This is a genomic window from Sporofaciens sp. St.21A7 (assembly GCF_059728535.1).
In genome coordinates, this window is the sequence record NZ_BAAGFN010000001.1 from 3,666,608 (window position 1) to 3,689,482 (window position 22,875).

27 protein-coding genes and 1 pseudogene are annotated in these 22,875 nt (G+C 47.6%); 7 read left to right on the forward strand and 21 right to left on the reverse strand.

Features of this window, described 5'->3' with window-relative positions; all coding sequences use genetic code 11:
* Positions 1-34: 34 nt before the first annotated feature.
* Positions 35-535 carry a CarD family transcriptional regulator gene (locus AC6I3O_RS18250; protein WP_497852067.1) on the reverse strand — a complete coding sequence of 167 codons (501 nt, stop codon included), beginning with the start codon at positions 533-535 and terminating at the stop codon, positions 35-37.
* A gap of 405 nt (positions 536-940) precedes the next feature.
* Here AC6I3O_RS18250 and AC6I3O_RS18255 point away from each other — a divergent pair, with 405 nt between their 5' ends.
* Together AC6I3O_RS18255 and glgD are read left to right on the forward strand one after the other, a co-directional pair.
* Entirely contained in the window at positions 941-2,080 is a 1,140-nt protein-coding gene (locus AC6I3O_RS18255) for a glucose-1-phosphate adenylyltransferase (protein WP_497852068.1), read from the forward strand.
* Between the two features lies 1 nt (position 2,081).
* On the forward strand, positions 2,082-3,197 hold the full coding sequence (glgD, locus tag AC6I3O_RS18260) for a glucose-1-phosphate adenylyltransferase subunit GlgD (protein ID WP_497852069.1): 1,116 nt from the start codon (positions 2,082-2,084) through the stop codon (positions 3,195-3,197).
* 177 nt (positions 3,198-3,374) lie between these two features.
* Here the strand turns inward: glgD and ptsP are convergent, their stop codons facing one another.
* Positions 3,375-5,000 (reverse strand): phosphoenolpyruvate--protein phosphotransferase, encoded by a 1,626-nt coding sequence (gene ptsP / locus AC6I3O_RS18265; RefSeq protein WP_497852070.1) that lies wholly within the window; start codon positions 4,998-5,000, stop codon positions 3,375-3,377.
* A gap of 237 nt (positions 5,001-5,237) precedes the next feature.
* Between ptsP and AC6I3O_RS18270 the strand changes: the two genes are divergently transcribed.
* Positions 5,238-5,435: a cold shock domain-containing protein gene (locus AC6I3O_RS18270; RefSeq protein WP_491869246.1), complete on the forward strand. Its 198-nt coding sequence runs from the start codon at positions 5,238-5,240 to the stop codon at positions 5,433-5,435.
* 126 nt (positions 5,436-5,561) lie between these two features.
* Here the strand turns inward: AC6I3O_RS18270 and AC6I3O_RS18275 are convergent, their stop codons facing one another.
* From AC6I3O_RS18275 to AC6I3O_RS18350, 16 genes are all read right to left on the reverse strand, one after another.
* Entirely contained in the window at positions 5,562-6,308 is a 747-nt protein-coding gene (locus AC6I3O_RS18275; RefSeq protein WP_497852071.1) for an SseB family protein, read from the reverse strand.
* Positions 6,305-6,493, reverse strand: coding sequence for a (2Fe-2S)-binding protein (locus AC6I3O_RS18280; RefSeq protein ID WP_497852072.1), 189 nt, complete (start codon positions 6,491-6,493; stop codon positions 6,305-6,307). The genes AC6I3O_RS18275 and AC6I3O_RS18280 overlap by 4 nt, the downstream gene beginning before the upstream one ends.
* Positions 6,494-6,495: 2 nt before the next feature.
* Positions 6,496-7,008, reverse strand: a complete 513-nt coding sequence (locus AC6I3O_RS18285) for a ferritin (RefSeq protein WP_497852073.1) — start codon at positions 7,006-7,008, stop codon at positions 6,496-6,498.
* Between the two features lie 127 nt (positions 7,009-7,135).
* Positions 7,136-7,552 carry a GNAT family N-acetyltransferase gene (locus AC6I3O_RS18290; protein ID WP_497852074.1) on the reverse strand — a complete coding sequence of 139 codons (417 nt, stop codon included), beginning with the start codon at positions 7,550-7,552 and terminating at the stop codon, positions 7,136-7,138.
* Between the two features lie 173 nt (positions 7,553-7,725).
* Entirely contained in the window at positions 7,726-8,169 is a 444-nt protein-coding gene (locus tag AC6I3O_RS18295) for an ACT domain-containing protein (protein WP_497852075.1), read from the reverse strand.
* 15 nt (positions 8,170-8,184) lie between these two features.
* Positions 8,185-9,516, reverse strand: coding sequence for a phenylacetate--CoA ligase family protein (locus AC6I3O_RS18300; protein WP_497852076.1), 1,332 nt, complete (start codon positions 9,514-9,516; stop codon positions 8,185-8,187).
* Positions 9,517-9,629: 113 nt separating this feature from the next.
* Entirely contained in the window at positions 9,630-10,208 is a 579-nt protein-coding gene (locus AC6I3O_RS18305) for an indolepyruvate oxidoreductase subunit beta (protein WP_497852077.1), read from the reverse strand.
* Positions 10,208-11,962 carry an indolepyruvate ferredoxin oxidoreductase subunit alpha gene (iorA, locus tag AC6I3O_RS18310; RefSeq protein ID WP_497852078.1) on the reverse strand — a complete coding sequence of 585 codons (1,755 nt, stop codon included), beginning with the start codon at positions 11,960-11,962 and terminating at the stop codon, positions 10,208-10,210. The genes AC6I3O_RS18305 and iorA overlap by 1 nt, the downstream gene beginning before the upstream one ends.
* Before the next feature lie 72 nt (positions 11,963-12,034).
* Positions 12,035-12,514, reverse strand: a complete 480-nt coding sequence (locus AC6I3O_RS18315) for a pyridoxamine 5'-phosphate oxidase family protein (protein ID WP_497852079.1) — start codon at positions 12,512-12,514, stop codon at positions 12,035-12,037.
* Between the two features lie 194 nt (positions 12,515-12,708).
* On the reverse strand, positions 12,709-13,518 hold the full coding sequence (locus tag AC6I3O_RS18320; protein ID WP_497852080.1) for an energy-coupling factor ABC transporter ATP-binding protein: 810 nt from the start codon (positions 13,516-13,518) through the stop codon (positions 12,709-12,711).
* Complete coding sequence (locus AC6I3O_RS18325; RefSeq protein ID WP_497852081.1) at positions 13,508-14,377, reverse strand: energy-coupling factor ABC transporter ATP-binding protein; 870 nt, start codon at positions 14,375-14,377, stop codon at positions 13,508-13,510. The genes AC6I3O_RS18320 and AC6I3O_RS18325 overlap by 11 nt, the downstream gene beginning before the upstream one ends.
* Before the next feature lie 16 nt (positions 14,378-14,393).
* Complete coding sequence (locus AC6I3O_RS18330; protein ID WP_497852082.1) at positions 14,394-15,191, reverse strand: energy-coupling factor transporter transmembrane component T; 798 nt, start codon at positions 15,189-15,191, stop codon at positions 14,394-14,396.
* A gap of 17 nt (positions 15,192-15,208) precedes the next feature.
* Positions 15,209-15,832, reverse strand: coding sequence for a hypothetical protein (locus AC6I3O_RS18335; RefSeq protein WP_497852083.1), 624 nt, complete (start codon positions 15,830-15,832; stop codon positions 15,209-15,211).
* Positions 15,833-15,855: 23 nt separating this feature from the next.
* Positions 15,856-16,779 carry a nucleoside hydrolase gene (locus AC6I3O_RS18340; protein WP_497852084.1) on the reverse strand — a complete coding sequence of 308 codons (924 nt, stop codon included), beginning with the start codon at positions 16,777-16,779 and terminating at the stop codon, positions 15,856-15,858.
* Positions 16,772-17,725: a nucleoside hydrolase gene (locus AC6I3O_RS18345; RefSeq protein WP_497852085.1), complete on the reverse strand. Its 954-nt coding sequence runs from the start codon at positions 17,723-17,725 to the stop codon at positions 16,772-16,774. The genes AC6I3O_RS18340 and AC6I3O_RS18345 overlap by 8 nt, the downstream gene beginning before the upstream one ends.
* Positions 17,682-18,488, reverse strand: a complete 807-nt coding sequence (locus AC6I3O_RS18350; RefSeq protein WP_497852086.1) for an EFR1 family ferrodoxin — start codon at positions 18,486-18,488, stop codon at positions 17,682-17,684. The genes AC6I3O_RS18345 and AC6I3O_RS18350 overlap by 44 nt, the downstream gene beginning before the upstream one ends.
* 208 nt (positions 18,489-18,696) lie before the next feature.
* On the opposite strand from AC6I3O_RS18350, the gene AC6I3O_RS18355 reads away from it, so the two are divergent.
* Together AC6I3O_RS18355 and AC6I3O_RS18360 are read left to right on the forward strand one after the other, a co-directional pair.
* Positions 18,697-19,155, forward strand: a complete 459-nt coding sequence (locus AC6I3O_RS18355) for a MarR family winged helix-turn-helix transcriptional regulator (protein ID WP_497852087.1) — start codon at positions 18,697-18,699, stop codon at positions 19,153-19,155.
* 57 nt (positions 19,156-19,212) lie between these two features.
* Complete coding sequence (locus AC6I3O_RS18360; protein ID WP_497852088.1) at positions 19,213-20,394, forward strand: iron-containing alcohol dehydrogenase; 1,182 nt, start codon at positions 19,213-19,215, stop codon at positions 20,392-20,394.
* Between the two features lie 128 nt (positions 20,395-20,522).
* Here the strand turns inward: AC6I3O_RS18360 and AC6I3O_RS18365 are convergent, their stop codons facing one another.
* A complete protein-coding gene (locus AC6I3O_RS18365) occupies positions 20,523-21,098 on the reverse strand; it encodes an MT-A70 family methyltransferase (RefSeq protein WP_497852089.1) in 576 nt (191 codons plus the stop codon).
* Between the two features lie 238 nt (positions 21,099-21,336).
* Here AC6I3O_RS18365 and AC6I3O_RS18370 point away from each other — a divergent pair, with 238 nt between their 5' ends.
* Both AC6I3O_RS18370 and AC6I3O_RS18375 read left to right on the forward strand, forming a co-directional pair.
* Complete coding sequence (locus AC6I3O_RS18370) at positions 21,337-21,465, forward strand: hypothetical protein (RefSeq protein WP_497852090.1); 129 nt, start codon at positions 21,337-21,339, stop codon at positions 21,463-21,465.
* Positions 21,466-21,515: 50 nt separating this feature from the next.
* On the forward strand, positions 21,516-21,683 hold the full coding sequence (locus AC6I3O_RS18375; protein ID WP_497853513.1) for a MunI family type II restriction endonuclease: 168 nt from the start codon (positions 21,516-21,518) through the stop codon (positions 21,681-21,683).
* A 79-nt stretch (positions 21,684-21,762) separates the two neighbouring features.
* Here AC6I3O_RS18375 and AC6I3O_RS18380 read toward each other — a convergent pair.
* Both AC6I3O_RS18380 and AC6I3O_RS18385 read right to left on the reverse strand, forming a co-directional pair.
* Positions 21,763-22,183: pseudogene (locus AC6I3O_RS18380) on the reverse strand (sigma-70 family RNA polymerase sigma factor); the annotation flags it as partial.
* Positions 22,184-22,500: 317 nt separating this feature from the next.
* On the reverse strand, positions 22,501-22,674 hold the full coding sequence (locus AC6I3O_RS18385) for a hypothetical protein (protein ID WP_497852091.1): 174 nt from the start codon (positions 22,672-22,674) through the stop codon (positions 22,501-22,503).
* Positions 22,675-22,875 lie beyond the last annotated feature (201 nt).

Below are 22,875 nucleotides of genomic sequence, written 5' to 3' on the forward strand. Positions count from 1 at the left end.
CCCGTTCCATGAATCGACCTGATAATCTCTTTTGTTACTCTTCTAAACACTTCTCTATATACCCCCGTACTTCTTCCTTTGGCATATCTAACACAAAGGCAAGTTCCCCGAACAAAAACTTCTCTGCTATGCTCAGATACTTTTCATCTACATTAATGGACTTCTTCCCGGATGCAATCCGGTTCATCTTGCGCATATAAGACGTCTTGAGCAAAGCTACCCATTCCCTGCACTGGTTCTTTAAGAGAGCTTCTTTATAGAACACTTCCCTCTTCTTCTCATCCGTGACTCCAATCGTCTCAATGCTTCCCATCTCGCCAATCAGTTTCTTTGCCTCCTGACCGGAAATCAATTCTCTAATCTGTCTCTTCTCGTTCTCCACAGGTGTATACAAAGTTCCTTTGACATTATAAAGCGGCTTTAAGGTATAGTATTCCTTCTGCTTGTCCGAACAGCTTATATCAAGCCTCCCGATGTCTATCACCTCACAGACGCCCTCCTTATAATGCGCTACATAATCACCGATTTTGAACATAACGAACCTCCTCTCTGTCCTGACATTACCATTACGCTGAAAAGGATTTAAAAAACAGCGTACAATCATTGCGGCTTCCCCCTTGTTGCCTTCAGATTGTACGCCAGTATGTCTGGAGCCCCACCTATGGAATTACGTCTTCCCAACGACATATAATCCTTTTCTATACTGTATTATATCACGGATAAACGGCAAATGTAAGGATTATTTTCAGAAAATCTTTTCTTTTAACAAATTTTATCTGATATCACACTGGTTTCTCCATACTATTACCCATTACCAGTTAGATACATGACAATTTTTACAAGAAATTTTTCTTTTTTTGCACAAAAATATGGAAAGAATGAGAAAAAAATTGTATAATATCTATTATCATGTAACACAAATGGAAAGAGAGGGCTCACTATGAAGCAAAATACTATGTTAGCGATGATTTTGGCCGGTGGCCGTGGCTCCAGGCTGCATGACCTTACGAATAAGGTGGCAAAGCCGGCTGTATCATATGGTGGAAAGTACCGCATTGTTGATTTCCCGTTAAGCAACTGTGCCAATAGCGGCATTGATGTGATCGGCGTACTGACACAATATGAATCCGTTTTATTGAACAGTTACGTTGCAGCCGGACGCCGCTGGGGTCTGGACGCAAAAGACAGCGGTGTCTATGTACTTCCGCCCCGTGAGAAGGCTGACGCCAATCTGGATGTTTACCGCGGAACAGCAGACGCGATTTCCCAGAATATCGACTTTATTGATACCTACTCTCCGGAATACCTCCTTGTCCTTTCCGGCGACCATATCTACAAGATGAACTATGCCAAGATGCTTGCCGAGCATAAGGCACAAAACGCCGACGCAACGATCGCCGTAATTGAGGTGCCTCTCAAAGAAGCAAGCCGTTTCGGCATCATGAATACGGACGAAGAAGGGCATATCGTTGAATTCGAGGAGAAGCCGGCGAATCCTAAGAGCAATCTTGCTTCAATGGGTATCTATATCTTTACCTGGAAACCTCTTCGCAAGCTTCTGGTTGCCGACATGAAGAATCCGGATTCCAAGCATGACTTCGGTAAAGATATTATCCCGCAGCTTCTTGCTGACCACAAGACGCTGTATGCATACAAGTTCAAAGGCTACTGGAAGGATGTTGGAACCATCGATTCCCTCTGGGAAGCGAACATGGATCTTCTGGACACGAACAATGAACTTGACTTGAATGACCCGACATGGAAGATTTATACGGAAGACGTTACCACCCTGCCACACTATGTAGGTCCTGATGCCAGCATTAAGCGTGCATTCATCACACAGGGCTGTATCATCGAAGGCGAGGTCAAGAATTCCGTCCTCTTTACAGGAGTGGAAGTCGGGGAAGGCGCACGGGTCATTGACAGCGTCCTGATGCCTGGCGCGAAAGTTGAAGCAGGCGCCGTTGTACAGCGCGCACTGGTAGCCGACGGCGTGAAGATCGGCAGGAATGCGGTCGTTGGAAGCGCAGACAGCGAACACATCGAACTGGTGGCAAAACGTGTAAAGGGGGTAGAATAATATGAGTAAAGCATTAGGAATCATTAATTTTTCCGGAAATCACATCTGGGTGAAAGGACTGGAAGAATACCGCCCCATCGGCGCTTTCTCTTTCCTTGGCAGATACCGTGTCATCGATTTCCCGATTTCAAATATGAGCAACAGCGGTATTGACCGCATTCAGGTATATATCAGAAGGAAACCGCGCTCCCTGGTGGAACATCTTGGAACCGGACGTCACTACAACATCAACTCCAAGCGCGGACGGCTGCATATCCTGTTCTCGGAGTCTAAGGGCGACAACGACCTCTATAACACAGATATTGCCGCATTCACGGCGAATTTAGAGTGTATCGAGCGTTCCCACCAGCCTTATGTGGTGATTGCCCCCAGCTATATGGTATACTCTGCCGACTTCAACACCTTGCTTGCGAACCATATCGAGTCTGAGGCAGATATTACACTTTTATACCACAGTGTAGACAATGCCCGTGAATCTTTCCTGAACTGTAACGCACTGAACCTGAACCGCCAGAAGGGCGTCTTGTCATTAGAGCCGAACCGAGGCAACGCTAAGAACAGGAACATTTTCATGGATACATATATTATGAAGAAGGAACTGTTCCTTGACCTGATTAAGAAAGCAAAGTCTCTGTCCTCCATGTACACGCTGGCAGATATCGTCAACAATGCCTGTGAAGAGCTTGATGTACGCGGTATCTCCCACAGAGGATATTTTGCATCTATCACAGATTTGAATAGCTTCTACAATGCGAACATAGAGCTGATTGACGCCAAGAGGGCGACGGACCTGTTCGACGACGAGTGGCCTGTATACACCAGAACCAATGATTCCTGTCCGACACAGTATTTTGACACGGCGGACGTAAAGAGTTCAGTCGTATCCAACGGATGCCTGATTGAAGGTACGGTTGAGAATTCCGTAATCGGACGTGGATGTGTCATCAAGAAGGGCGCTGTGGTGAAGAACAGTGTCGTACTTCCAGGAGCGCTTGTTGGGAATGACGTCATCATAGATTGCCAGGTGGTAGACAAACACGCGAAGATTATACATGCGAAGGAGATTATTGCCGATCCTGCGAATCCGGGATATATCCGGCGTGAGGATACTCTGTAAGGAACAGCCTAAGGGGCGTTTGACGCCCATCTATCTAAGGCAGACGGACTTTGCGGCAATGTCACCGTACTTCTGCTAAAATAAAATCATGAAAATAGAGGAAGCTGCCTGAAAGGGGAAAATCTTTCAGACAGCTTCCTCTCATTATCTGCCTCTCGTTCTTTCATTCTTAGAATTCTATTGTATCTCCCGAATCTTTTTGCGCAGCGCAAGCACTTGATTTGGCGCCACAGACAGCTCATCTATCCCTATCTGAATAAGATACTCTGTCATCTCTAAATCAGCCGCCATATCGCCGCACACGCTGATATGCTTCTCCTCCAGATGTACATTATTCGTAATAATCCGAATCATTTTAAGAAGCGCCGAGTGGTGAGGATTAAAATACCGCTCAAGCTTCTCGTTCTGCCGGTCCATTCCAAGGGTCAGCTGCAGCAGGTCATTGGTCCCAATACTGAAAAAATCAACTTCTCTCGCCAGTTCCCCGCTGATCATGACCGCCGCCGGAGTCTCAATCATGACGCCTACCGGAATGTCTGAATCAAAGCCGGTCTTCTCTTTTTTCAGCTCCTTTTTCGCCTTCTCAAGCATTAATTTTGCCAGCTTTACCTCTTCGATGGATGTAATCATCGGAAACATAACGGAAAGATTCCCGAATGCAGAAGCGCGCAGAATCGCACGCAGCTGTGTCTTGAATACTTCTTCCTTGTCGAGAGACACCCGGATTCCCCGGTAGCCGATTGCCGGGTTAGGGTCTGTCCCTAAGTCCAGACACTCCGCCGTCTTCTCTCCTCCTAAATCTGCCGTCCGGATGACCACCTTCTTAAATCCCATGGACTCTGCGGCAAGCTTGTACACCTGGAACTGATATTCCTCTGTCGGAGGCTTAGAACCGCTCTCCATATACAAAAATTCGCTCCGAAACAACCCAATCCCGCCTGCGTCGCAGCGCAGCACGTTCTCAATATCCTCCCGGTTCCCGATATTCGCACAGACATCAATCTTCTGCCCGCTCTGGGTAATATTCTCCTTCCCCTTGAGCCGTTCAAGATTCTGTACCTGAGTATGGTTGGCGTCCTGCTTCTGCCGCATCTTCGTTATCGTCGTATAATCTGGCTCAATATATATCTTGCCCTCGAACCCGTCCACGATGATCGTCTTGCCCTCGTAATCCTTCTTTAACGCTTCCCCAAGCCCAATCACTGACGGAATCCCTTTCGTCCTTGCAAGCACCGCCGTATGGGAATTGATCGTCCCATACCTCGTAACGAATCCCAGTACCTTCGTCTTATCAAGCTGGACTGCCTCGCTGGGGTACAACTCCCCCGCCGCCAGCACAAACGGCTCGTCCATCAGCATCTTATCCTTCCACCCTCTCGCCAGGATATTCTGAAGGCGATTCGCCACATCCCAGACATCCGCGTCATGCCCCTGTACATAATTCTTATCGTTCTCCACTGCCGTCGCAATAAAATTCTCCGCCGCATTCTCTATCGCATACTCCGCGTTCAGCTTCTGCTCGACAATGATTCCCGTAACCTTGTCAACCAGATCCTGATCTTCCAGTATCATCTGCTGCATCTCAAAAATCGCGGCGTTCGCCTCTCCTACTTCTTTGGCTGCCGTCTCATACAGCTCTTTTAGTTCCTGTAACGCCTTCTGACGCGCTTTTTGGAACCGCTGTACTTCCTTCTCCACGTCTTTTACATAGATTCGCCGAATCTCCTTGGAATCCCGCTTATAGAAGGATAACTTGCCCATGGCAATTCCTTCCGATACTTTTTTCCCCGTCAATGTGATCATACTCTTGTCCTCTGTTATCTCATTAATCATCCCATACCCTATACTTTACACTTCTGGGGGCATTTCGTCAAGTAAAATGATACCGCCGCCTCTATGGTTTTATAGTAAAAATATAAAAAATATTCCCAAATCTCTTGACGCTTTTATAAATATATGCTAGTCTATTAGACAGTTATCTATAGATTTATTTTATAGATGCGGAGTTTCTAAATTAACTTTAAGTTTGGAGGTATTGTCATGAAAGGTACAGTGAAATGGTTCAACAACCAAAAGGGTTACGGTTTCATTTCTGATGAAACCGGCAATGATGTGTTCGTCCACTATTCCGGGCTGAACATGGAAGGTTTCAAGTCTTTAGACGAGGGCCAGAGCGTCGAGTACGATGTAACAGAAGGATCTAAGGGTCCTCAGGCAGTCAATGTAACAAAGATCTAATTAATGTAATGCAAAGTAATTCTTATAATCGTAATGAATGTACCTTTTATATATTAAATAGTAATAGGATTTAGATATTTAAAAGCAATACATGAAATTGAGATTATGGAAAAGACCAGATAACCCTCAGTTATCTGGTCTTTTTCTTATCTTGAACTGGACATTCACTCCAACAGGATTGAGCACGACGCCCTCGCTTTCCGGCGGCAGAAGATTCCGGATCTTATCCGCCTCTACCACCATGGCGCTAAGCTGGTTCGGTCCGTTGAATTTCTGGAATTCCTGGGAATCCGTGAATAAGGGCTGGTATAGTTTCCCATCCTTTCCTTTTAACGCCGGGATTCCTTTGTCCTTACCCACGGCAAAGATATATTTTCCTCTTCCGAAATGTGCGAGCATCTCTTCATACAGTTCTGTCATCTCTTCCGTCATTTCCTTCCCCTGGTTCTTATGGAGTTCCTGCATAAAGTAGATTGCCGTCAGATGCAGCTCCGGATTCTCTACCCATACCTGCCCTTTGGGAAGCTGTTCGGGACGGCTGCGCCGAATCAGTTCATTAAGCTGTACAGCGATTCTCTTTGATGTCCCGTCATTGACCACGATGCAGTTCACGCCCATGGGATACAGGCTTGTGTAGAACGGCAGGAAGCTCTTCTTCTCCACCTTAACGACCTGTACTAAGTTTTTATCTTCTAACAGTTCCTTTGCCCGTCTCCTTGCGTCTTCTTCCCTGTAAAATAGTAATATCTGGTCGTCATAGGTCTCCGAATCACATTCCACGTAAGGCAGGCGTGTACATCCGGACAACAGAACATAGACTGCCTCAGAGACACGCATCATCTCCAAAGCAGTTTTCTTCATATCCTCACTCATTCTATTCTTTCCTTCAATAATTTCTTCGTCAGCTTCTTCGCTTTTTTCTTGCATTTACCGCAGCCCTTGCCCACCTTTGTCACCTTCTTGACTTCTTTGAAGGAATCGGCCCCGGCTTTCACGGCGTCTGCAATATCGCCCTTTGTCACGTTGCGGCAGGAGCAGACCACTTTCTTGCGGTTCATGATTAAAGCGCCAGAGACGGGGCAGAATATGTACGCGCACCCAGCTCATTGTCCAGCATATACAGGCTCTTGGGGTCATCTCCGAATAACTCGAACTTCTTTACCAAGTTGTCTGCATTGGTCTCTTCTTCGCCCTGTTCTTTCACGAACCAGTCTAAGAACTGCATCGTGCGGAAGTCCTTTACAGAATATGCGGCATCGTAGATTCCATGGATGAGGCTTGTTACGTACTGCTCATGTTTTAAGCCCTCTGCCAGTACGGATTTGGCGCTCTCTAAAGCAATCTGTGGTTTGTCGATTGCTTCTAATTCTACCTTTTCTCCGTTGTTCTGGAGATACTGGATAAAGAGCATTGCATGGTCGCGCTCTTCCTGTGCCTGAATCTTGTACCAGTTGCCGAAACCGTCAAGACCGTGGTCGAAATAGAAGTTGGAAAAATCCAGATATAGGTAGGCGGAATAGAATTCCTTGTTTACTTGTTGGTTTAATAGTTCTACGACTTTTTTATCTAGCATGATAGGTGTCCTCCTTTGTTTGGTAAATTCTTTTTTATTATACACTTCGCTTGTTTCATTTTCAAGGGGATTCCTGTAGTATTTGTGCCGTACAAGGGGGACGCCGAGCAGGGCGGCGGGTCCTGCCTTATAAGACTTTTCTGAGGAATATTTCTATGGGCTGGTCAAATGGGGTGTTGTGAAATACCAGGCTGCCGCAGTCTATGTAGCCTAGTTTCCGGTATAAATGCTGCGCTTCCTCGTCTGCCTGGGTTGAGAGCAAGGTCATCTTATAGCCTTGGTTTTTCATTTCATTTTCCCAGTGGATGATTGCTTGCTTTCCAAATCCTTTACCACGGTATTCTTCTCTAATATATATTAAATTCAGAAATGGGAGGTTATCCCACAAAATGCAGTGTGTGATGATTCCAATCCGTTGTTTATTCTCCCATATGACATAGCCGGACTTTGTGTATACCCTGTTGGCATAGCCTATATCGTCAACATGGTTATCGATACTCATTACAAATTGTTTGTCGCTGTCTGTTACGGCTTTTATTTCCACATTTTATCCTCCGCCAAATAATTTTAGAAAGCATAATACAATTAAGGGGAGATAGAAACAATATGCTATCTCCCCTTTTGCCAGAGTTATCGGGCCACGAGCAGCTCTATTCCTCTGGCTGTGTTTTAGAATCGCCAGAGGGGAGCTGCTCCTTACTGATATGTTTTTTAGTTTTACTGGTTTGCGCGGTATGCTTCGTCGGCGCTGTAGACGTCGAAGCCGCTGGCTTTCAGGATATCGATGACGCGGGCGGGGTCGTCGCTTTTGAGGACTGCTGCCGCGTCGGTTCCGTTGGCGAAAGCGTACATGTATTCCACGTTGACTTTCCCTTCGACGATCTGGTGCATCGCTTTACTTAGGGAACCTGTGGCGTGGGGGACGCGCAAAGCCACTACGTCGGTGAGCATGGCTGTGATTCCTGCCTCTTTAAGCGCTGTACGCCCTTTATTCGGGTCGGAAACCACCATACGTAACATTCCATAGTCGGAAGTGTCCGCAAGGCTTAAAGCCACGATATTTACGTCGTTTTGAGACAAGACTTTCAGCACGTCGTCAAGACGGCCTTCCCTGTTCTCCAAAAATACAGATAATTGCTGAATTGTGTTGCTTACACCCATGGTATTTCCCTCCTCTTACAACTCGCGGTTGTCGATGACACGTTTTGCTTTGCCTTCGCTGCGCTGGATGGTCTTTGGCTCGACAAGCTTTACTCTCACGGATACGCCGAGAGCCTGTTTTAATACGGCTCCGACTTTGTTCTTTAAGGCGTCCAGTTTCCGGATTTCGTCGGAGAAATATTTTTCGTCTACTTCTACCATGACGGTCAGGACGTCCAGATTGTTCTCCCGGTCTACGATGAGCATGTAGTGAGGCGCTACGCCGCCGCCCATAGAGAGGAGCGCCGTCTCCACCTGAGTCGGGAAAACGTTGACGCCGCGGATGACTTTCATATCGTCCGTACGTCCGGTGAATTTCTGGATTCTTGGCAATGTCCTTCCACATTCGCATGTGCTGTGCTCGATGCTGGTGAGGTCTTTCGTCCTGTAACGGATGAGGGGCATTCCTTCTTTTGCCAGAGTGGTGAATACGAGTTCTCCTGTCTCGCCGTCCCCACATGCAGACTGGTCTGCCGGGTTAAGTACTTCCGGATAGAAATAATCCTCGTATACATGCAATCCTTTGTGGTGGATGCAGTCCATGGCCACGCCTGGCCCCGTAATCTCACACAATCCGTAGATATCGAAGCTGTTGATATGGAAAATGCTCTCAATCTTCTTGCGCATCTCGTCTGTCCACGGCTCTGCACCGTTGATGCTTGCCTTGATCTGCAAGCGGTCTACCACCCCTGCCTCCTGTGCCGCTTCTGCAAGGTACAGCGCATAAGATGGGGTACAGGCAAATGCAGTGGCTCCGAAGTCTTCCATGCACATCAACTGACGTTTTGTGTTGCCGGAAGACATAGGGATTGCCATTGCGCCTAACGCCTGCGCGCCTAAATCAAGTCCCATTCCTCCGGTGAACAGACCGTAACCGTAGCAAACATGGATGCGGTCTGCCGCGCTTAATCCTGCCATCACCAAGCCTCTTGCCACACACTCGCCCCAAACGTCCACGTCTTTCTGTGTGTAAGACGCAAGGGTCAGTTTGCCGGTCGTCCCTGAAGTTCCCTGTACACGGGCAATCTTCTCCTTAGGGACTGCCAGCAGTCCAAAGGGGTAGTTGTCCCTCAAATCTTCCTTTGTGGTGAACGGAAGTTTGTGGATATCCTCAATTCCCTTGATGTCGCCGGGTTCTATGCCCAAGCTGTCCATTTTTTTGCGGTAGAATTCCACATGTTCGTAAACATTCTTTACCTGCCTGATGAGACGCTCGCTCTGAAGGGCATTCATCTCGTCCCTTCCCATACACTCGATTTTCGGATCTCTGATGGTTTCTTTCCAGTTTTCTATTGATACTCCTGCCATTTTCTCATACTCCTGTCCTGAATTTTATTTCTACTGTGGTTCGGAATCAAATTCCGGTCTGCCAACCTGTAAAAATACCCTTCGCCCCCTGTTGGCGCATGACGACCAAGCAACTACTCTGCCGCAAGATGATACCCCACGTCAAACGCCTGTTTATTGATGTCTATGGTCTTAGACGGCACGGTATTCTCGATTACCCGATACCATTCTTCTTTAGAGAAATCCATGTGCCAGGCGGCAATTCCCAGCACAATCAGGTTAAATACCCTTGGATTGCCCAGTTTCTTCGATTCCTCCGTCGCATTTACCGTATAGACCTTGTGTTCCTGTTTCAATGTCTCTATGATTCCTTCCGGATACTCTGCGGCTCCAATCACCACGGGTATGGGGTCGATTCTCCAGTCATTTACAATCAGCGCGCCGTCCTTTTTGAGGAAATGTGCATAACGGAGAGCTTCCAGCCTTTCAAATGCGATCAGCACGTCTGCCTGGCCTTCTTCCACGATTGGCTCCGCCACTTGCTCGCCATAGCGGACGAATGTCACCACGCTCCCGCCTCTCTGCGCCATTCCATGCACCTCGGAAAGCTTCACGTCATATCCTCCGGCAGTGGCAAGTCCGCCCAATATCCTGCTGGTCAGAAGGGTTCCCTGTCCTCCGACACCCACAATCATAATATTCTTCGCCGCCATTATCTGTCACCTGCCTTTACTAACTCAATCGCGCCAAACTTACACAAATCTTTGCAAAGCCCGCATCCCGTACACATGGTGTCGTCAATACGAACCGTCCCGTCCTCCCGCCTGGTCATAGCAGGGCAGCCCGGTTTCATGCACATGCCGCACTTCTTACATTTATCCTGATGGGCGATGTATAACGGTTTCTTTCCTTTGCTAAGCAGTACACAGGGAGTCTTCGTGATGACGACGGATACCTCGTCCTTTGCAATCTCCTCTTTGAGTACCTTTTCCAGGGTCTCAAGGTCAAATGCGTTCACTTCCGTCACATTCTTCACGCCGATTGCACGGCAGAGCGCCGGAATGTCGATAGCGTAGGCCGGGTCGCCCTGTAACGTCTTTCCGGTTGCCGCATGATCCTGATGCCCGGTCATTCCTGTGGTAGAATTGTCCAGAATCAGCACCGTGCCGGTGGCATGGTTGTATACCATGTTCATCAGGGAATTCACGCCGGTATGGAGAAATGTGGAATCTCCGATTGCAGCTACCCAGTTCTTTATGTAATCCTTTCCCTTCGCCTTCTCCATACCGTGAAGGCTTGAGATGCTGGCTCCCATACAGATGGTAGTATCCACCACGCTAAGGGGCGCGACGGCTCCCAGGGTATAGCAGCCGATATCGCCCGCCACATGAAGCCCCAGCTTCTTCACCACATAGTACACGCTCCTGTGGGGGCATCCCGGACAGAGAATGGGCGGCCTAACCGGCACCTTTGCCGGCGGCGCAATCTCTAGCTTCTCTCCAAGGACTGCTCTTCGGAGCATGTTTGCGCTGTACTCTCCCTGCACGGTAAAGATTTCTTTTCCTGTTGCCCCAATCCCCCAGGACTTCACCTGTTCTTCGATGACGGGATCCAGCTCTTCTATAATATACAGCTTTTCCACCTTCGCAGCAAAATCTTCAATCAATTTTCTCGGAAGAGGGTTCACCATCCCAAGCTTCAGCACAGAGGCATTGGGCAGGGCTTCCTTCACATACTGGTAGGGAATCCCGCTAGTAATCACGCCAATCGCCCTGTCATTCATCTCTACCCGGTTAATCGGAAGCGTATTGGCTGCTTCTGCCAGTTCCAGGTTCCGCTTCTCAATCTCGATGTGGCGCTGCTTTGCATTTGCCGGCATCATCACCGTTTTCTGGACATTCTTCTCGTAAGGCTTATCTGCCGCTTCTTTGCGCTCCCCAAGCTCTACCACTCCCTGAGAATGGGCAAGCCTAGTGGTAGTGCGGAAAACAAAGGGGCGGTCAAACTGTTCACTCAGCTCAAATGCCTTCTTCATGAACTCTTTTGCCTCGGAACTGTCCGAAGGCTCTAACACAGGAAGCTGCGCCGCACGGGCAACCATTCGGGTGTCCTGCTCATTCTGGGAACTGTAGAGTCCCGGGTCGTCTGCGACGACGATTACCAGTCCGCCGTTCACTCCCATGTAGGACACCGTATACGCCGGGTCTGCCGCCACGTTGAAGCCCACATGCTTCATACAGGACATGGCACGCACTCCTGCAACGGACGCACCGATTGCAACCTCTGTCGCCACCTTCTCGTTGGGCGACCATTCGCAGTACAGGTCATCTTTATACTGTACCAGATATTCACTAATCTCGGTACTTGGAGTGCCCGGATATGCGGCGGATACCTTTACCCCCGCCTCATAGGCGCCCCGGGCAATGGCTTCATTGCCGAGCATAATGACTTTCTTCTTCTCTGACATTCTATCTTCCATCCTTTCGTATCTTTTATAGTATACCACAATACTTTCACAGCTTAAAGCATTAATTTAATGTTACTTATAGTGGCGCTTACAACTAAATTCATCCACCTCCACACGGATGATCCCTACCGTCTGCCCAAGTTTCAGGTTCGTCTCCAATTCCGCAAACCATTCTCCCGTCTGATGCTTCATGATGAGTGCCAGAGCCTTTGATTTCTCTTCCAAGTCCGTGATGATCTCTGCCTTTCCGTCTCCGATAATGCTTGCATAACAGTAACTGTACTGGCAGGCCGTACTTCCTGCCACTAATTCATGCTCTCCGTCCATCTCGATTCCAACGGACGGATTCTCCCCGAGAAGCCTTAGCTTCTTCCCTTCTCTCGCTCCGTGGAAATATAGTACCAGTTTTCCCTCTTCGTATTCATATCCATAATTCATGGGTACGATATAAACCTTCCCCTCATCCATTATCCCAAGCCTGCATACCTTGCATGACTCAAGTATTTGATGGATTTCTTTACAATCCTTTACTTCACGGTCTGCCCTGCGCATAGTCTCCTCCTTCTGTCCCACTTTATCATTTTGCCGTTCATCCAAAGGCAATTTACAAAGATGGGGCTGTCCGGAAAACAATCGTTCGTTTCCCGACAACCCCATCTCTATAAGCCACTAACTGGCATCTCTGGCATATTAAATAGTTTAGCCCAAACCAGCCTATATTGCAAGATATTTTTTCTCAAACAGCTCTATTGTTTTTCCAGATTAACCGCAGCCGCCAGCTCTTTCAAGTTCAATACTTTTCCCCGAATCCCCATCGCCTGCGCAATCTGCGCCGAAAGCGGCGGCTTCACATGAGCTTCTTTTAAAACGTCTGGCTGGTAAAGGATATCCTTTTTATTCCCGTCGGCAATCACATTTTTATGGGCCATCACGATGATCCGGTCAAAATTCTCCGCCACATATTCCATATCATGGGAAATGGTTAGCACAGCCTTTCCTTTATCCTGAAGATAGTCCATAACCGTTTTAAGCTGCGCACATCCCCACAAATCCTGTCCCGCCGTCGGTTCATCCAGGATAACATAATCCGGACTTACGGCCACCACCACCGCAATAGTCAAAAACTTCCGGATAGGAAGAGGGATATCGAAGGGATGAGTCTCCAGGTAGGGCCGGATGCCCGTCACGTCGATTGCCTCCTCCCTGCGCCTTCTAATCTCCTCCTTTGGCAGTTTCCAGTAACGGAGCACATATTCAATCTCCCTGACCACGTCGTCATTGAAAATCTGGTCGTTTGGATTCTGGAAAACATACCCTACATGGGAAGCAATCTGCGCCGTCGTCTGCTCCTTCGTATCAATCCCGTCAACCGTAATCCTCCCTCTGGTCGGCTTGTAAATATTATTCATCAGCTTTACCGTGGTAGACTTTCCCGCTCCGTTCTGCCCAATAATCGCGACTCGTTCTCCTTTTTCAATGGTCATGGAAACATTTTCCACCGCCGTAACAGAGCTGTCCGGATAGGAAAACGTAATATTTTCTACTTTAATTGCCATTACTTCTCCCCTCCTTCATCCTCTCTTTTAGCATGGTAATCGTCTCCTCCATCGTAATCGGGATTTCCCCAAAAGCCTTTCCTGCCTTCTCAAGCTCCAGGGCCAGGCTGACCACCTGTGGAATCCGCACACCGTTATCGCGCAGGATGGCATCCGAAAGAACCTCCTTGGCCCCGCCCATCGCAATGATGCTTCCTCCTGCAATCGCAATAATCTCGTCGCAATATTCCGCTAACAAATCAACCTTATGCTCCGCAATAATGACCGTCTTCCCCTGCCTCTTCAACAGGTCAATAATTTCAAACACATCGTTGCTCGACTCCGGATCAAGCTGGCTGGTAGGTTCGTCTATCACGATGATATCCGAGTCAAGTGCCAGAATAGACGCAAACGCCACCCTCTGGCATTGACCGCCCGACAGCGCCAACGGATTCTTCTGCAAAAGCATATCCACATAGACCATTTTGGCAATCTCCACAATCCGTGCAATCATCTCCTCGGCTTCCATCCCAAGATTTTCAAGCCCCATACCAATCTCTTCAAATACCGTCTCCTTGATTCCGCTGACCTGGGCGAAGGGGTCCTGAAATACATATCCCACCTGCACGCTCAACTCCTCATCTTCCCATTCCAGAAGATTTTTCCCGTTGACCAATACCGAACCTTTTAAAATCCCGCCGTAAAAATTGGGACAAAGCCCCCGCATCAGGTTACAGAACGTCGTCTTTCCCCCTGCATTCGGTCCAATCACGCCATAGCATTTCCCAGTTTCTAATTTACAGTTCAAATGCCGCACCGCTGCCTTTTTTGTCAGCGGATAGGCATAGGATACATCCTGAAACTCAATACAAACACCCATAATCCAAACCCTCCATCTACAAATACATCCTGCCCGCGACACTCCCCGCAATACAAAAGACAACTGCAAGGCCTGCGATTATTTTCTCGGACATTTTCGCAGGCGCTACTTTGCGGAGCGCCGTATGTTTCCCTTTTGCGGAAAATGCCCTGGCATCCATCGCCAGCGTCCGATCCTCTACCCCTGTCATGGAGCTGATGATAACCGGGAACAGCACAGGAAGAATGGATTTGATTTTCACAATCAGATTTCCTTCTGTCTCAATCCCTCTCGCCCGCTGGCTCTCCCGCACACAGCCAAGCTTCTCCTTAATCGACGCGATTCCCGAAAATGTAGACAGCACCATAAATGTTGCGGAAGGAGACATACCAATCTGTTCCAGGCTGTAACATAAATCTCTCATTTCCGTCGTCAGGAAAAATGTCATGAATATCCCCAAAAAACCTTCAATCATAAAAATCAAATCCAGACAACTAATGACAGCCGACACCGGAACTGCCTTCCCAAACAGATAGAACGCCGCCGGCCCCGGGTCTCCCATATGTACATAGAGCCGCACGATTACGGTAAACAGGCATCCCACTACGAACATGACGCCCAGTGTAACAAAATAGGTCTTCCTCGCCGGCGTCTGGACGGCAATGATTCCTGCCAGAAGAAAAATTGCAAGCCCTACCTGCCATTTAAAGACAATCAACGACATAAACCCAAACGCAAGGCAGAATACCAGTTTTGCGACAGGATGAAAATCACACCACCAATTATTTTTCTTCTGATAACGCCTGAAACTCTCAATAAAATCCTGATCTGTCATAATACTACCCCCTTCCGCTAAAATTCTATCTCTGATTCGTCATACTGTTTGCTGGTCACATACTTCCCATAAGGCAATTTTATTAAAAATCGGTCTGGAAGCGACCGGATAATCAGGCAGACCAGAATCAGGCAGACCACCTTGTCGATACAGTCGAACAAAAGCTGCCCGATTGCCATTGCAAAATACTTGGGCACGCCCGCATTGAACAGCGGTATCCCCACGAAAACGCTCGCCATATTTCCCCAAAAATCACCGCCCATGGCAAGAAAAATAATGCTTCCGCTGAGCCATCCTCCGATAAACCCGTAAATCGGCGTACATAAAACCGCTTTCCAGAGACGTAAGAATATCTTCTTCTTTGAAAGATAACCGGAAACCACCCCGAACGCCACATTTAGCGGCAGCATAACAATCATGACCGGATTCTTGACGACATTGACCAGATTCGACAATATCCCTACCACAGCCCCCGGTCCCGGCCCACAGATGGCTCCCACCAGAATTGTCCCGATGGAATCCCCCAGAATTACCATCGTCGTAGAATACAGCACATTGTAAGCCAGCATATTGATTGCCACCGCCAATGGAATCAAGAGTTTTGTCATATTGTCCATTTTCTTTTTTTTCTTCTTGCCCATCGTCTCATTCCCCCTTTCCTTCATCAGTCGATTGTCTCATAGGACGCCAGCGTATTTTTCAGCAGTTCGATATAGGCCTCCTTGTGAAGCTCCATGGCGACCTTCGTATCCTTAGGATAGCCAAGGGGCGTGTACATGGTCAGCGGGACGACCCTTCCCCGGCAGACGTCGCTTCTCGTCTCTATGAAAATATTTCTTCGCTCAAATGTAATTGTTTCCGGCATGCCAAGCCCCATTGCAGCCAGCGCAGGGCCGTAGTAGATGGGTTCCCCAGGCTTGTGCGACATCCCGCTCATGGCAAACGCCGTGGTATACGGCCCGTTTGCTCCGTCTACAATTCTGCCAATCTCGGCATTAGAAAGAGCCGATTTAAGCTCCACGTGAAGGCCGTACATCTCCATCCGGATTCCGCTCTGGAATACTGCCCGCGCCGCCTCCGGGTCTGTTGCCATATTAGCCTCCGCCACGGCAGACACATCTCCAAAGTCGTAACTCCCTCCCACAAATGCGACCTTGCGTATCATCTGGCAGATTTCCGGATATTTGAAAATCGCAATCGCCAGATTCGTCATTGGGCCGAAGCAGAGAACCACCAACTCCTTACCAAACGCTTTTGCCGTCTCATAGATTCTGTCCCATGCCGGAAGTTCCTCATACTCCGCACTCTTTCCCGGAAGGGGCATCCCACATTTCCCGTCAGGCAGATACTTCGTCTGAGACGGCTTTCCCTTCGTCAGCACCGCCCTTTTGCTGCCCGCCGAAATCTTAAAGTCCAGCCCCGCCATGGCAGCAAATCCCGCTGCATTTGAAAATGCATGCTCCGGATTGTCATTTTTCCCGGAACATACCGTCACAGCCTTCACATCCAGTAACCGTTTCGCCAGAATCATCCCCCACAGGCTGTCCATCTGGCCGTCTGTGTCTATTAAAACCGGTATTCTACTCATCCTCCTTGTCTCCTTTCCCATAACTTGCACATGCATTGAGCAAAAGCTCCACGAACCGTTCCCTGTCAGAGGAAATCCCCACAAGGGCGTTGGCCTCCCGGCCCTCTGCCCCGCAGTAATCCCCAACCGTACTGCCCATAGTAAATTCACCGGTCAAATCAATCCGGACATTCATCTCTTTCATGGTAAACAGCGACGGATCAATCAGGTAGGCAACCGTACAGGCATCATGGACAGGTACGCCGCACCATCCCACCATCTCGAACCCTCGCCCGAAGAAGTCTGCCAGATCCGCTACCAGCGTCCCCACACGGCCGGCTGCCCGGAACTTCTCTTTTTCATCGAATCCAATGGTTGTGTAATTCGTAACGTCCAGCCCCATCATCACAATCGGGACTCCCGAAGTAAACACGATGTCTGCCGCATAGGGGTCCACCATGATATTGAACTCCGACGCCCCTCTCCCGCTGCACCCGCTGACAATAGAGCCGCCCATCAGGACAATCTGGCCTATCTTTGGAATCAGATGGGGATAACACAGAATCAGCGTGGCAATATTGGTCAACGGTCCCGTAGGGACCAATGTTACCGGTTCATCGGCGCTTTCAATCTTCTTCGCCATAAAAACAACTGCGCTTTCTTCCTGCAAAGGCGCCACAGGCTCCGGAAGCTTAGGGCCGTCCAGCCCGCTTTCCCCATGGGCGATTCCCGCCGTATAGACCGGCGTAAGGAGCGGCGCATTGCGCCCCTTGGCAATCGGGATGTCCCTGCGCCCTAAGAATTCACAGATTCCTTGGGCATTTTTCGTGGTCTTCTCAATGGTCTGGTTCCCACAGGCAGTCGTAATGCCGAGCACGTTAAGCTTCTCAGATGACAGGGCTAAGATAATGGCAATGGCGTCGTCATGCCCTGGGTCGCAGTCCATCAGTATCGGTATTCGTTTCATGTTTCTCTCCCTCCCTAATATAATTTTCTTCTGAAAAACCTTTGAAATAATATCTCCATCTGCCGCTGCTATGTATACCATAGTCAATTGCTTCTACAGGGCAGTAATTCAGGCATGCCATACACAGATAGCAATCCTCTTTGACCCAGATTGGCTTCCCATCCTCCATCCGGATTGCCTCTGCCGGACATTTCCGCTGGCACAGCCCGCAGCCGATACAAGCGTCCGAAACGTGGTAGGGTTTCGTCTTCCTCCATTCGGCGTTGAATACCGGGGCTTTCAGATAAGTATTATCCCGTGCGTCTTCTCCCCGCTTTACGTCAAAGACCTCCTCCTTGCACTTAATGCGCCTGACCACATCCGCAACCCGCTCCTTGGCCTTACAAAGTTTTTCCATAGCGCTTTCCTTCGTGTCAATGATATGGTCTGTCACCGGATAATTATCCGGCATCACAATCCCGAACCCGCCCTTTAACGGCACAATCTCCGAAAACTGCTCAAGCGCCATACCCGCCACATTGCTGAACGTCCCCACAGCAAATGTGTACGCATCCGTCCGCCCAATCCCCTGTGCAAACTGCTGCATGACTTCCGGCGCGGCCCATGCATAAATCGGGAATATAAATCCCAGATATTCCTCACTGGATAAATCATAATCTTCCGCCCGTTTCCCGATGATATCCACGGCCTGGTCTCCAAGCTCTCTGGCTGCTATCTTTGCCACAGCCGCAGAATTTCCTGTTCCTGAAAAATAGAAAATCATCACATTCCTCCTTTTGCAATTACTTTAGTATCTAAAGTAATTGGTTAAAAATTATTGCATAAATCCAAATTGTACATTAAAATAGAGTTAGGATTCATGCAGACTGGTGAATAGTTATTTTAGATTCTAAAGTAATTATATCACTTTTGTATGGTTTGTCAAACACTATTTTTAATATTTCAGCGAATTACACAAAAAGGAGTTGACCATGAAGGATATAGACCTGACGAAAGAATTAATCACAGCCACACGTAACGCAACTCTTGCTTACCACAATTACATGTATACGGACCGCGAATATGTAAAAGGTCAGAAATTATACCTGCGGGAAATGCATTTTCTTCTATATATCGGTCCGGACAACTCTCTTACCATGAGCGAGATTGCCAGGAAAATGAACATCACCCAGGGAGCCGCCACCCAGATTGCGGGACGGCTGATGAAAAAGGGATTCATCCGGAAAGATAAAGACCCTCAGGACAAACGGTATTCTGTTATTTCTCTGACCGACGACGGTAACAGGGTCTATGGGGAATATCTGGAATATGACAGGCTGCGCAGTAAGGAAATCACTGCCTATCTGGACGAAAATTTCAGCGAGGAGGACATTCGCACCATACTCAGGTATGAAAACCTGATTCAGGATATGTGCAGGAAACTGAGCTAAATCTTACGGGCCTATATTGGCTCTTGAGAATATAAAAAACAGTAGGAGGTTAAATCTATGCATAACTTTGAATATTATGCCCCGACTAAAGTCGTATTTGGCAGAAACACGGAATCAGAAACCGGGAAGCTTATCAAAGAATTGAACTGCCAGAAGGTACTCGTCCATTATGGAGGCGGAAGCGTTGTGCGCTCCGGGCTTTTAGACCGTGTCTATGGGGCGCTGGACGCAGAGGGAATCCCCTATGTTTCACTGGGCGGCGTCGTTCCTAACCCGCGTCTTTCTAAGGTGCGGGAAGGTATATCCCTTGCCCGTCAGGAGGGCGTGGACTTCATCCTTGCAGTTGGCGGCGGAAGCGTCATTGATTCTGCAAAGGCAATCGGGTATGGAATGGCCAACGAAGGGGACGTCTGGGACTTCTACGCCAGAAAACGGACGGCGTCCGCCTGCCTTCCCATTGGCGCCGTGCTTACCATCGCCGCTGCCGGAAGCGAGATGAGCAATTCTTCTGTCATTACCAATGAAGCGGGCTGGATAAAACGTGGGTACAGCAGTAATTACTGCCGCTGCCGTTTTGCCGTCCTCAATCCGGAACTTACCTGCACTTTGCCGGATTACCAGACCCAGAGCGGATGTGTGGATATCATGATGCATACTTTAGAGAGATACTTAAACCATGGGACGAATATGGAGATGACCGACGGAATCAGCGAGGCTTTGCTGCGGACGGTAATAAAAAGTGCAAGAACCTTGAGGGACGATCCTGAGAACTACGAGGCCCGCGCCGAAGTCATGTGGGCTTCTAGCCTTTCCCATAACGGGCTGACCGGGTGCGGGACTGACGGAGGCGACTTTGCTTCTCACCAGTTGGAGCATGAGCTGAGCGGCATGTTCGACGTTATCCACGGGGCAGGTCTTGCCGCTATCTGGGGAAGCTGGGCGCGGTATGTTTACAGGGCGCGCCCAGACAGGTTTGCAAGCCTTGCCGTAAAGGTTTTGATGATTCCTGAAAAAAGTTCTGCCGAAGAGACTGCCCTTGCAGGGATTGAAGCTATGGAGGATTTTTACCGGAGCATCGGGATGCCGACTTCTCTGCGGGAACTGGGCATTGAGCCTACGAAGGAGCAAATTTTGGAACTGGCGGAGAAATGCAGTTTTGGGAATACGCGTACGATTGGAATCGTGAAGAAACTGGGGCGGGAGGATATGGCAGAGATCTATCGGATGGCTATAGGGTAAATTGACCGCAATAGAGAGGAATCTATATCGTGTAAACAAAATGGCAGCGGAACCATCAAGATTCAAAGTCGTTGCTGTCCTGAATCTTGATAGTTCTACTGCCGCTGTCCTTCTCTATGTACCACATATTAAAACTTCATGATGATCTGTCCATCTGACTCCTCAGAAGCATCTTCATTATCTATACCAGTAATAATATCTATTTTGGAATCTGGAATTTCTAACCCCCAATTATCCCAGCCATTAAAATTATTTCTGGCAAACAATTCTATTTTATCTTGTTCCGGGAACATTTTCGTAATGCCATCTATTACTTCCAGAGGTTTTTCACTATGTTTTCCACGCGGTACAGCAACCATCTGCTTTATATTTCCTGCACCACGTGGTTGTGGGAATCTTCCTTTTTTGAATGCCAATACAAATTCTGTCTGGGATAACGTATATCTGCCAGGATTATGAACCATCTTATCCCATACAAACGCCATAGTTTTATGTTCAAATCCCCATGCTTTTCCTAATTCAATTGCATTCGCCATTTGTGGTCCGGTCGTCCACATAAAAAGTGTACAATCATCGGCAGCAATTGTATTCACATCCAGCTCTTTCAACTGCTTTAATTTAATAGTCGGATACTTAAATGTCGCAGAACTAATAAATATTTTTTTCTCAAATCCTACATTTTCATCCTTAATGGTAGTTATCATATTTCATCTTACCTCCATAATCCCACGGCGGCTCTGCATATATCACCTGGTACTTCTTTTTAGGTAATTGGGGATAAACATCTTCTAATGGATTAACTTTTGTTCTTTTTTTGCCTGTTTACTATACAGTGAATAAGCTGTAACTTCCTGCTTCTTTTCTTTAACTATTGCTTATAGTCCGTTGTCTTAAAAACAACTTTTCTATAAAATTGACCTATCAAAAAGGAGAAACCACATAATGGTAAAAGAAAAATCAGGTCAGCGTATCAAGGAATTAAGGAACTCTAAAGGCATAAGCCAAGAGAAATTTGCTCTCTCTATTGAGATGGACAGAATATCACTTGAAGAATTATTTAAAAATATCTAGGGGATTATAAATGGGCAAAAAAGCGCTAAACGGACGTAAAAATTGGCAAACTGAGTCAGGTCCCGGAGGTACGTCAAGACGGCTGGGTTGAAGGGAAAGATCCAAGCGCAGGCCGTGGGAATGCCCATGAACGTATGTGCAAATTATTTACGCCCGGCCTACTTAAAGCATACCGTAAAATTAGTGGAATCACTTCCCCAGATATATTACCTTTTTGAGTCGTCGAAGGTGATATAACAAGAGCTCCAAAACGCAACCATGAACTTGCATTTTAGTTTGACACTTCCGACATAGGAATAGTAGATGTCGATTTGCTGTACGCAGATGGCCAGGCCTTGCATAGATAGCGCCTGTTGTCAATCCAATAAGCGGGGCAATTTCCTTTGTGGAATAACCCTGCATCTTCAGCGGGATGCTTTGCAGGGTACACCTGTCCACCATAAGCAATGCCCGATACAGAGTTTCGTCCTCAATCTCGTCCAGTAAATCGGTAACCGTCTTTACCTCTGTATTCTGTTCCCTGTCTGCTATCCCCTCAAGGTATTCGCCGAAGTCGCTTGTCTAATGGTAAAACCTCCTGTTGGAATTGAAGTCTGCCCTGTCGTCTATACACATTTTTTCAATGGTATTTTCATCAACTCCATGCTCCTGCAATATTTTTCTCGGCTTCTTTCCAGATAAGCCATTTCCTGTTCTCCCGTCCGTTGTTGTGTGCGATTCTTTTTCCTCCAATCTGAATTTTTGAAATGTAATAATCCAGATCGGAAAGGCGGCGAACGGCAGCCAACAGCAGAAACAGCCCTGCGGCATATTCCGATAAGAAGATCCATATTCTGTTAAATGGAGATTCTACTTCTGGTTTCATAGTGAGAAGCAGCGTTGCATAGGCAGGGATTTTTTTAACTGGCTACCTGCCATTCCCCGATATATTATGTATGTAAAATTTTTGCCTTAACTTTCCGTGTTTATGTTTATTTGCAGACGTTTTAGTAATCTATACCTTTAAAGATATATAACCTGCGAAATGATTACTCGTTATTTTTCATTCCTAATCAATCCATGATAAAACAGCATAGCACAAACTGCTGATATTGTACCTGTCGCTGTCTGGTCTAAGTGAATGTCATGCATATTACAAAACACATTGATTACCATTAAAGCAGCCAATACCACCGCTGCTACAGCAGCTCCTTTTAATAAATGCTTCATATCTTCCTGTTTCCTTTCCAAAATAAATTTATGTACTGCAGAATAGTATACCAGAGAAAACAGCAATTCTTTCAAAACAGTCATGAAATGCCCCAATTCATGAATAAATGCCTTTTACTTTTTACAGAACACGCACTTATTCGTCATTTTTGCAGGGAGTAGTTGATATAAAGAATGGTATAAAGTATAATTAGGGAAGTA

Coding starts and splice junctions, on each gene's coding strand:
- AC6I3O_RS18350 (WP_497852086.1), bottom strand. CDS start 18,488: ATGATTTTCTATTTTTCAGGAACAGGAAATTCTGCGGCTGTGGCAAAG.
- iorA (WP_497852078.1), bottom strand. CDS start 11,962: ATGTCAGAGAAGAAGAAAGTCATTATGCTCGGCAATGAAGCCATTGCC.
- AC6I3O_RS18355 (WP_497852087.1), top strand. CDS start 18,697: ATGAAGGATATAGACCTGACGAAAGAATTAATCACAGCCACACGTAAC.
- AC6I3O_RS18270 (WP_491869246.1), top strand. CDS start 5,238: ATGAAAGGTACAGTGAAATGGTTCAACAACCAAAAGGGTTACGGTTTC.
- AC6I3O_RS18285 (WP_497852073.1), bottom strand. CDS start 7,008: ATGCTAGATAAAAAAGTCGTAGAACTATTAAACCAACAAGTAAACAAG.
- AC6I3O_RS18360 (WP_497852088.1), top strand. CDS start 19,213: ATGCATAACTTTGAATATTATGCCCCGACTAAAGTCGTATTTGGCAGA.
- AC6I3O_RS18320 (WP_497852080.1), bottom strand. CDS start 13,518: ATGGCAATTAAAGTAGAAAATATTACGTTTTCCTATCCGGACAGCTCT.
- glgD (WP_497852069.1), top strand. CDS start 2,082: ATGAGTAAAGCATTAGGAATCATTAATTTTTCCGGAAATCACATCTGG.
- AC6I3O_RS18280 (WP_497852072.1), bottom strand. CDS start 6,493: ATGAACCGCAAGAAAGTGGTCTGCTCCTGCCGCAACGTGACAAAGGGC.
- AC6I3O_RS18340 (WP_497852084.1), bottom strand. CDS start 16,779: ATGAGTAGAATACCGGTTTTAATAGACACAGACGGCCAGATGGACAGC.
- AC6I3O_RS18300 (WP_497852076.1), bottom strand. CDS start 9,516: ATGGCAGGAGTATCAATAGAAAACTGGAAAGAAACCATCAGAGATCCG.
- AC6I3O_RS18370 (WP_497852090.1), top strand. CDS start 21,337: ATGGTAAAAGAAAAATCAGGTCAGCGTATCAAGGAATTAAGGAACTCT.
- ptsP (WP_497852070.1), bottom strand. CDS start 5,000: ATGATCACATTGACGGGGAAAAAAGTATCGGAAGGAATTGCCATGGGC.
- AC6I3O_RS18330 (WP_497852082.1), bottom strand. CDS start 15,191: ATGACAGATCAGGATTTTATTGAGAGTTTCAGGCGTTATCAGAAGAAA.
- AC6I3O_RS18255 (WP_497852068.1), top strand. CDS start 941: ATGAAGCAAAATACTATGTTAGCGATGATTTTGGCCGGTGGCCGTGGC.
- AC6I3O_RS18315 (WP_497852079.1), bottom strand. CDS start 12,514: ATGCGCAGGGCAGACCGTGAAGTAAAGGATTGTAAAGAAATCCATCAA.
- AC6I3O_RS18335 (WP_497852083.1), bottom strand. CDS start 15,832: ATGGGCAAGAAGAAAAAAAAGAAAATGGACAATATGACAAAACTCTTG.
- AC6I3O_RS18295 (WP_497852075.1), bottom strand. CDS start 8,169: ATGGGTGTAAGCAACACAATTCAGCAATTATCTGTATTTTTGGAGAAC.
- AC6I3O_RS18325 (WP_497852081.1), bottom strand. CDS start 14,377: ATGGGTGTTTGTATTGAGTTTCAGGATGTATCCTATGCCTATCCGCTG.
- AC6I3O_RS18250 (WP_497852067.1), bottom strand. CDS start 535: ATGTTCAAAATCGGTGATTATGTAGCGCATTATAAGGAGGGCGTCTGT.
- AC6I3O_RS18385 (WP_497852091.1), bottom strand. CDS start 22,674: ATGAAGCATTTATTAAAAGGAGCTGCTGTAGCAGCGGTGGTATTGGCT.
- AC6I3O_RS18305 (WP_497852077.1), bottom strand. CDS start 10,208: ATGGCGGCGAAGAATATTATGATTGTGGGTGTCGGAGGACAGGGAACC.
- AC6I3O_RS18275 (WP_497852071.1), bottom strand. CDS start 6,308: ATGAGTGAGGATATGAAGAAAACTGCTTTGGAGATGATGCGTGTCTCT.
- AC6I3O_RS18345 (WP_497852085.1), bottom strand. CDS start 17,725: ATGAAACGAATACCGATACTGATGGACTGCGACCCAGGGCATGACGAC.
- AC6I3O_RS18365 (WP_497852089.1), bottom strand. CDS start 21,098: ATGATAACTACCATTAAGGATGAAAATGTAGGATTTGAGAAAAAAATA.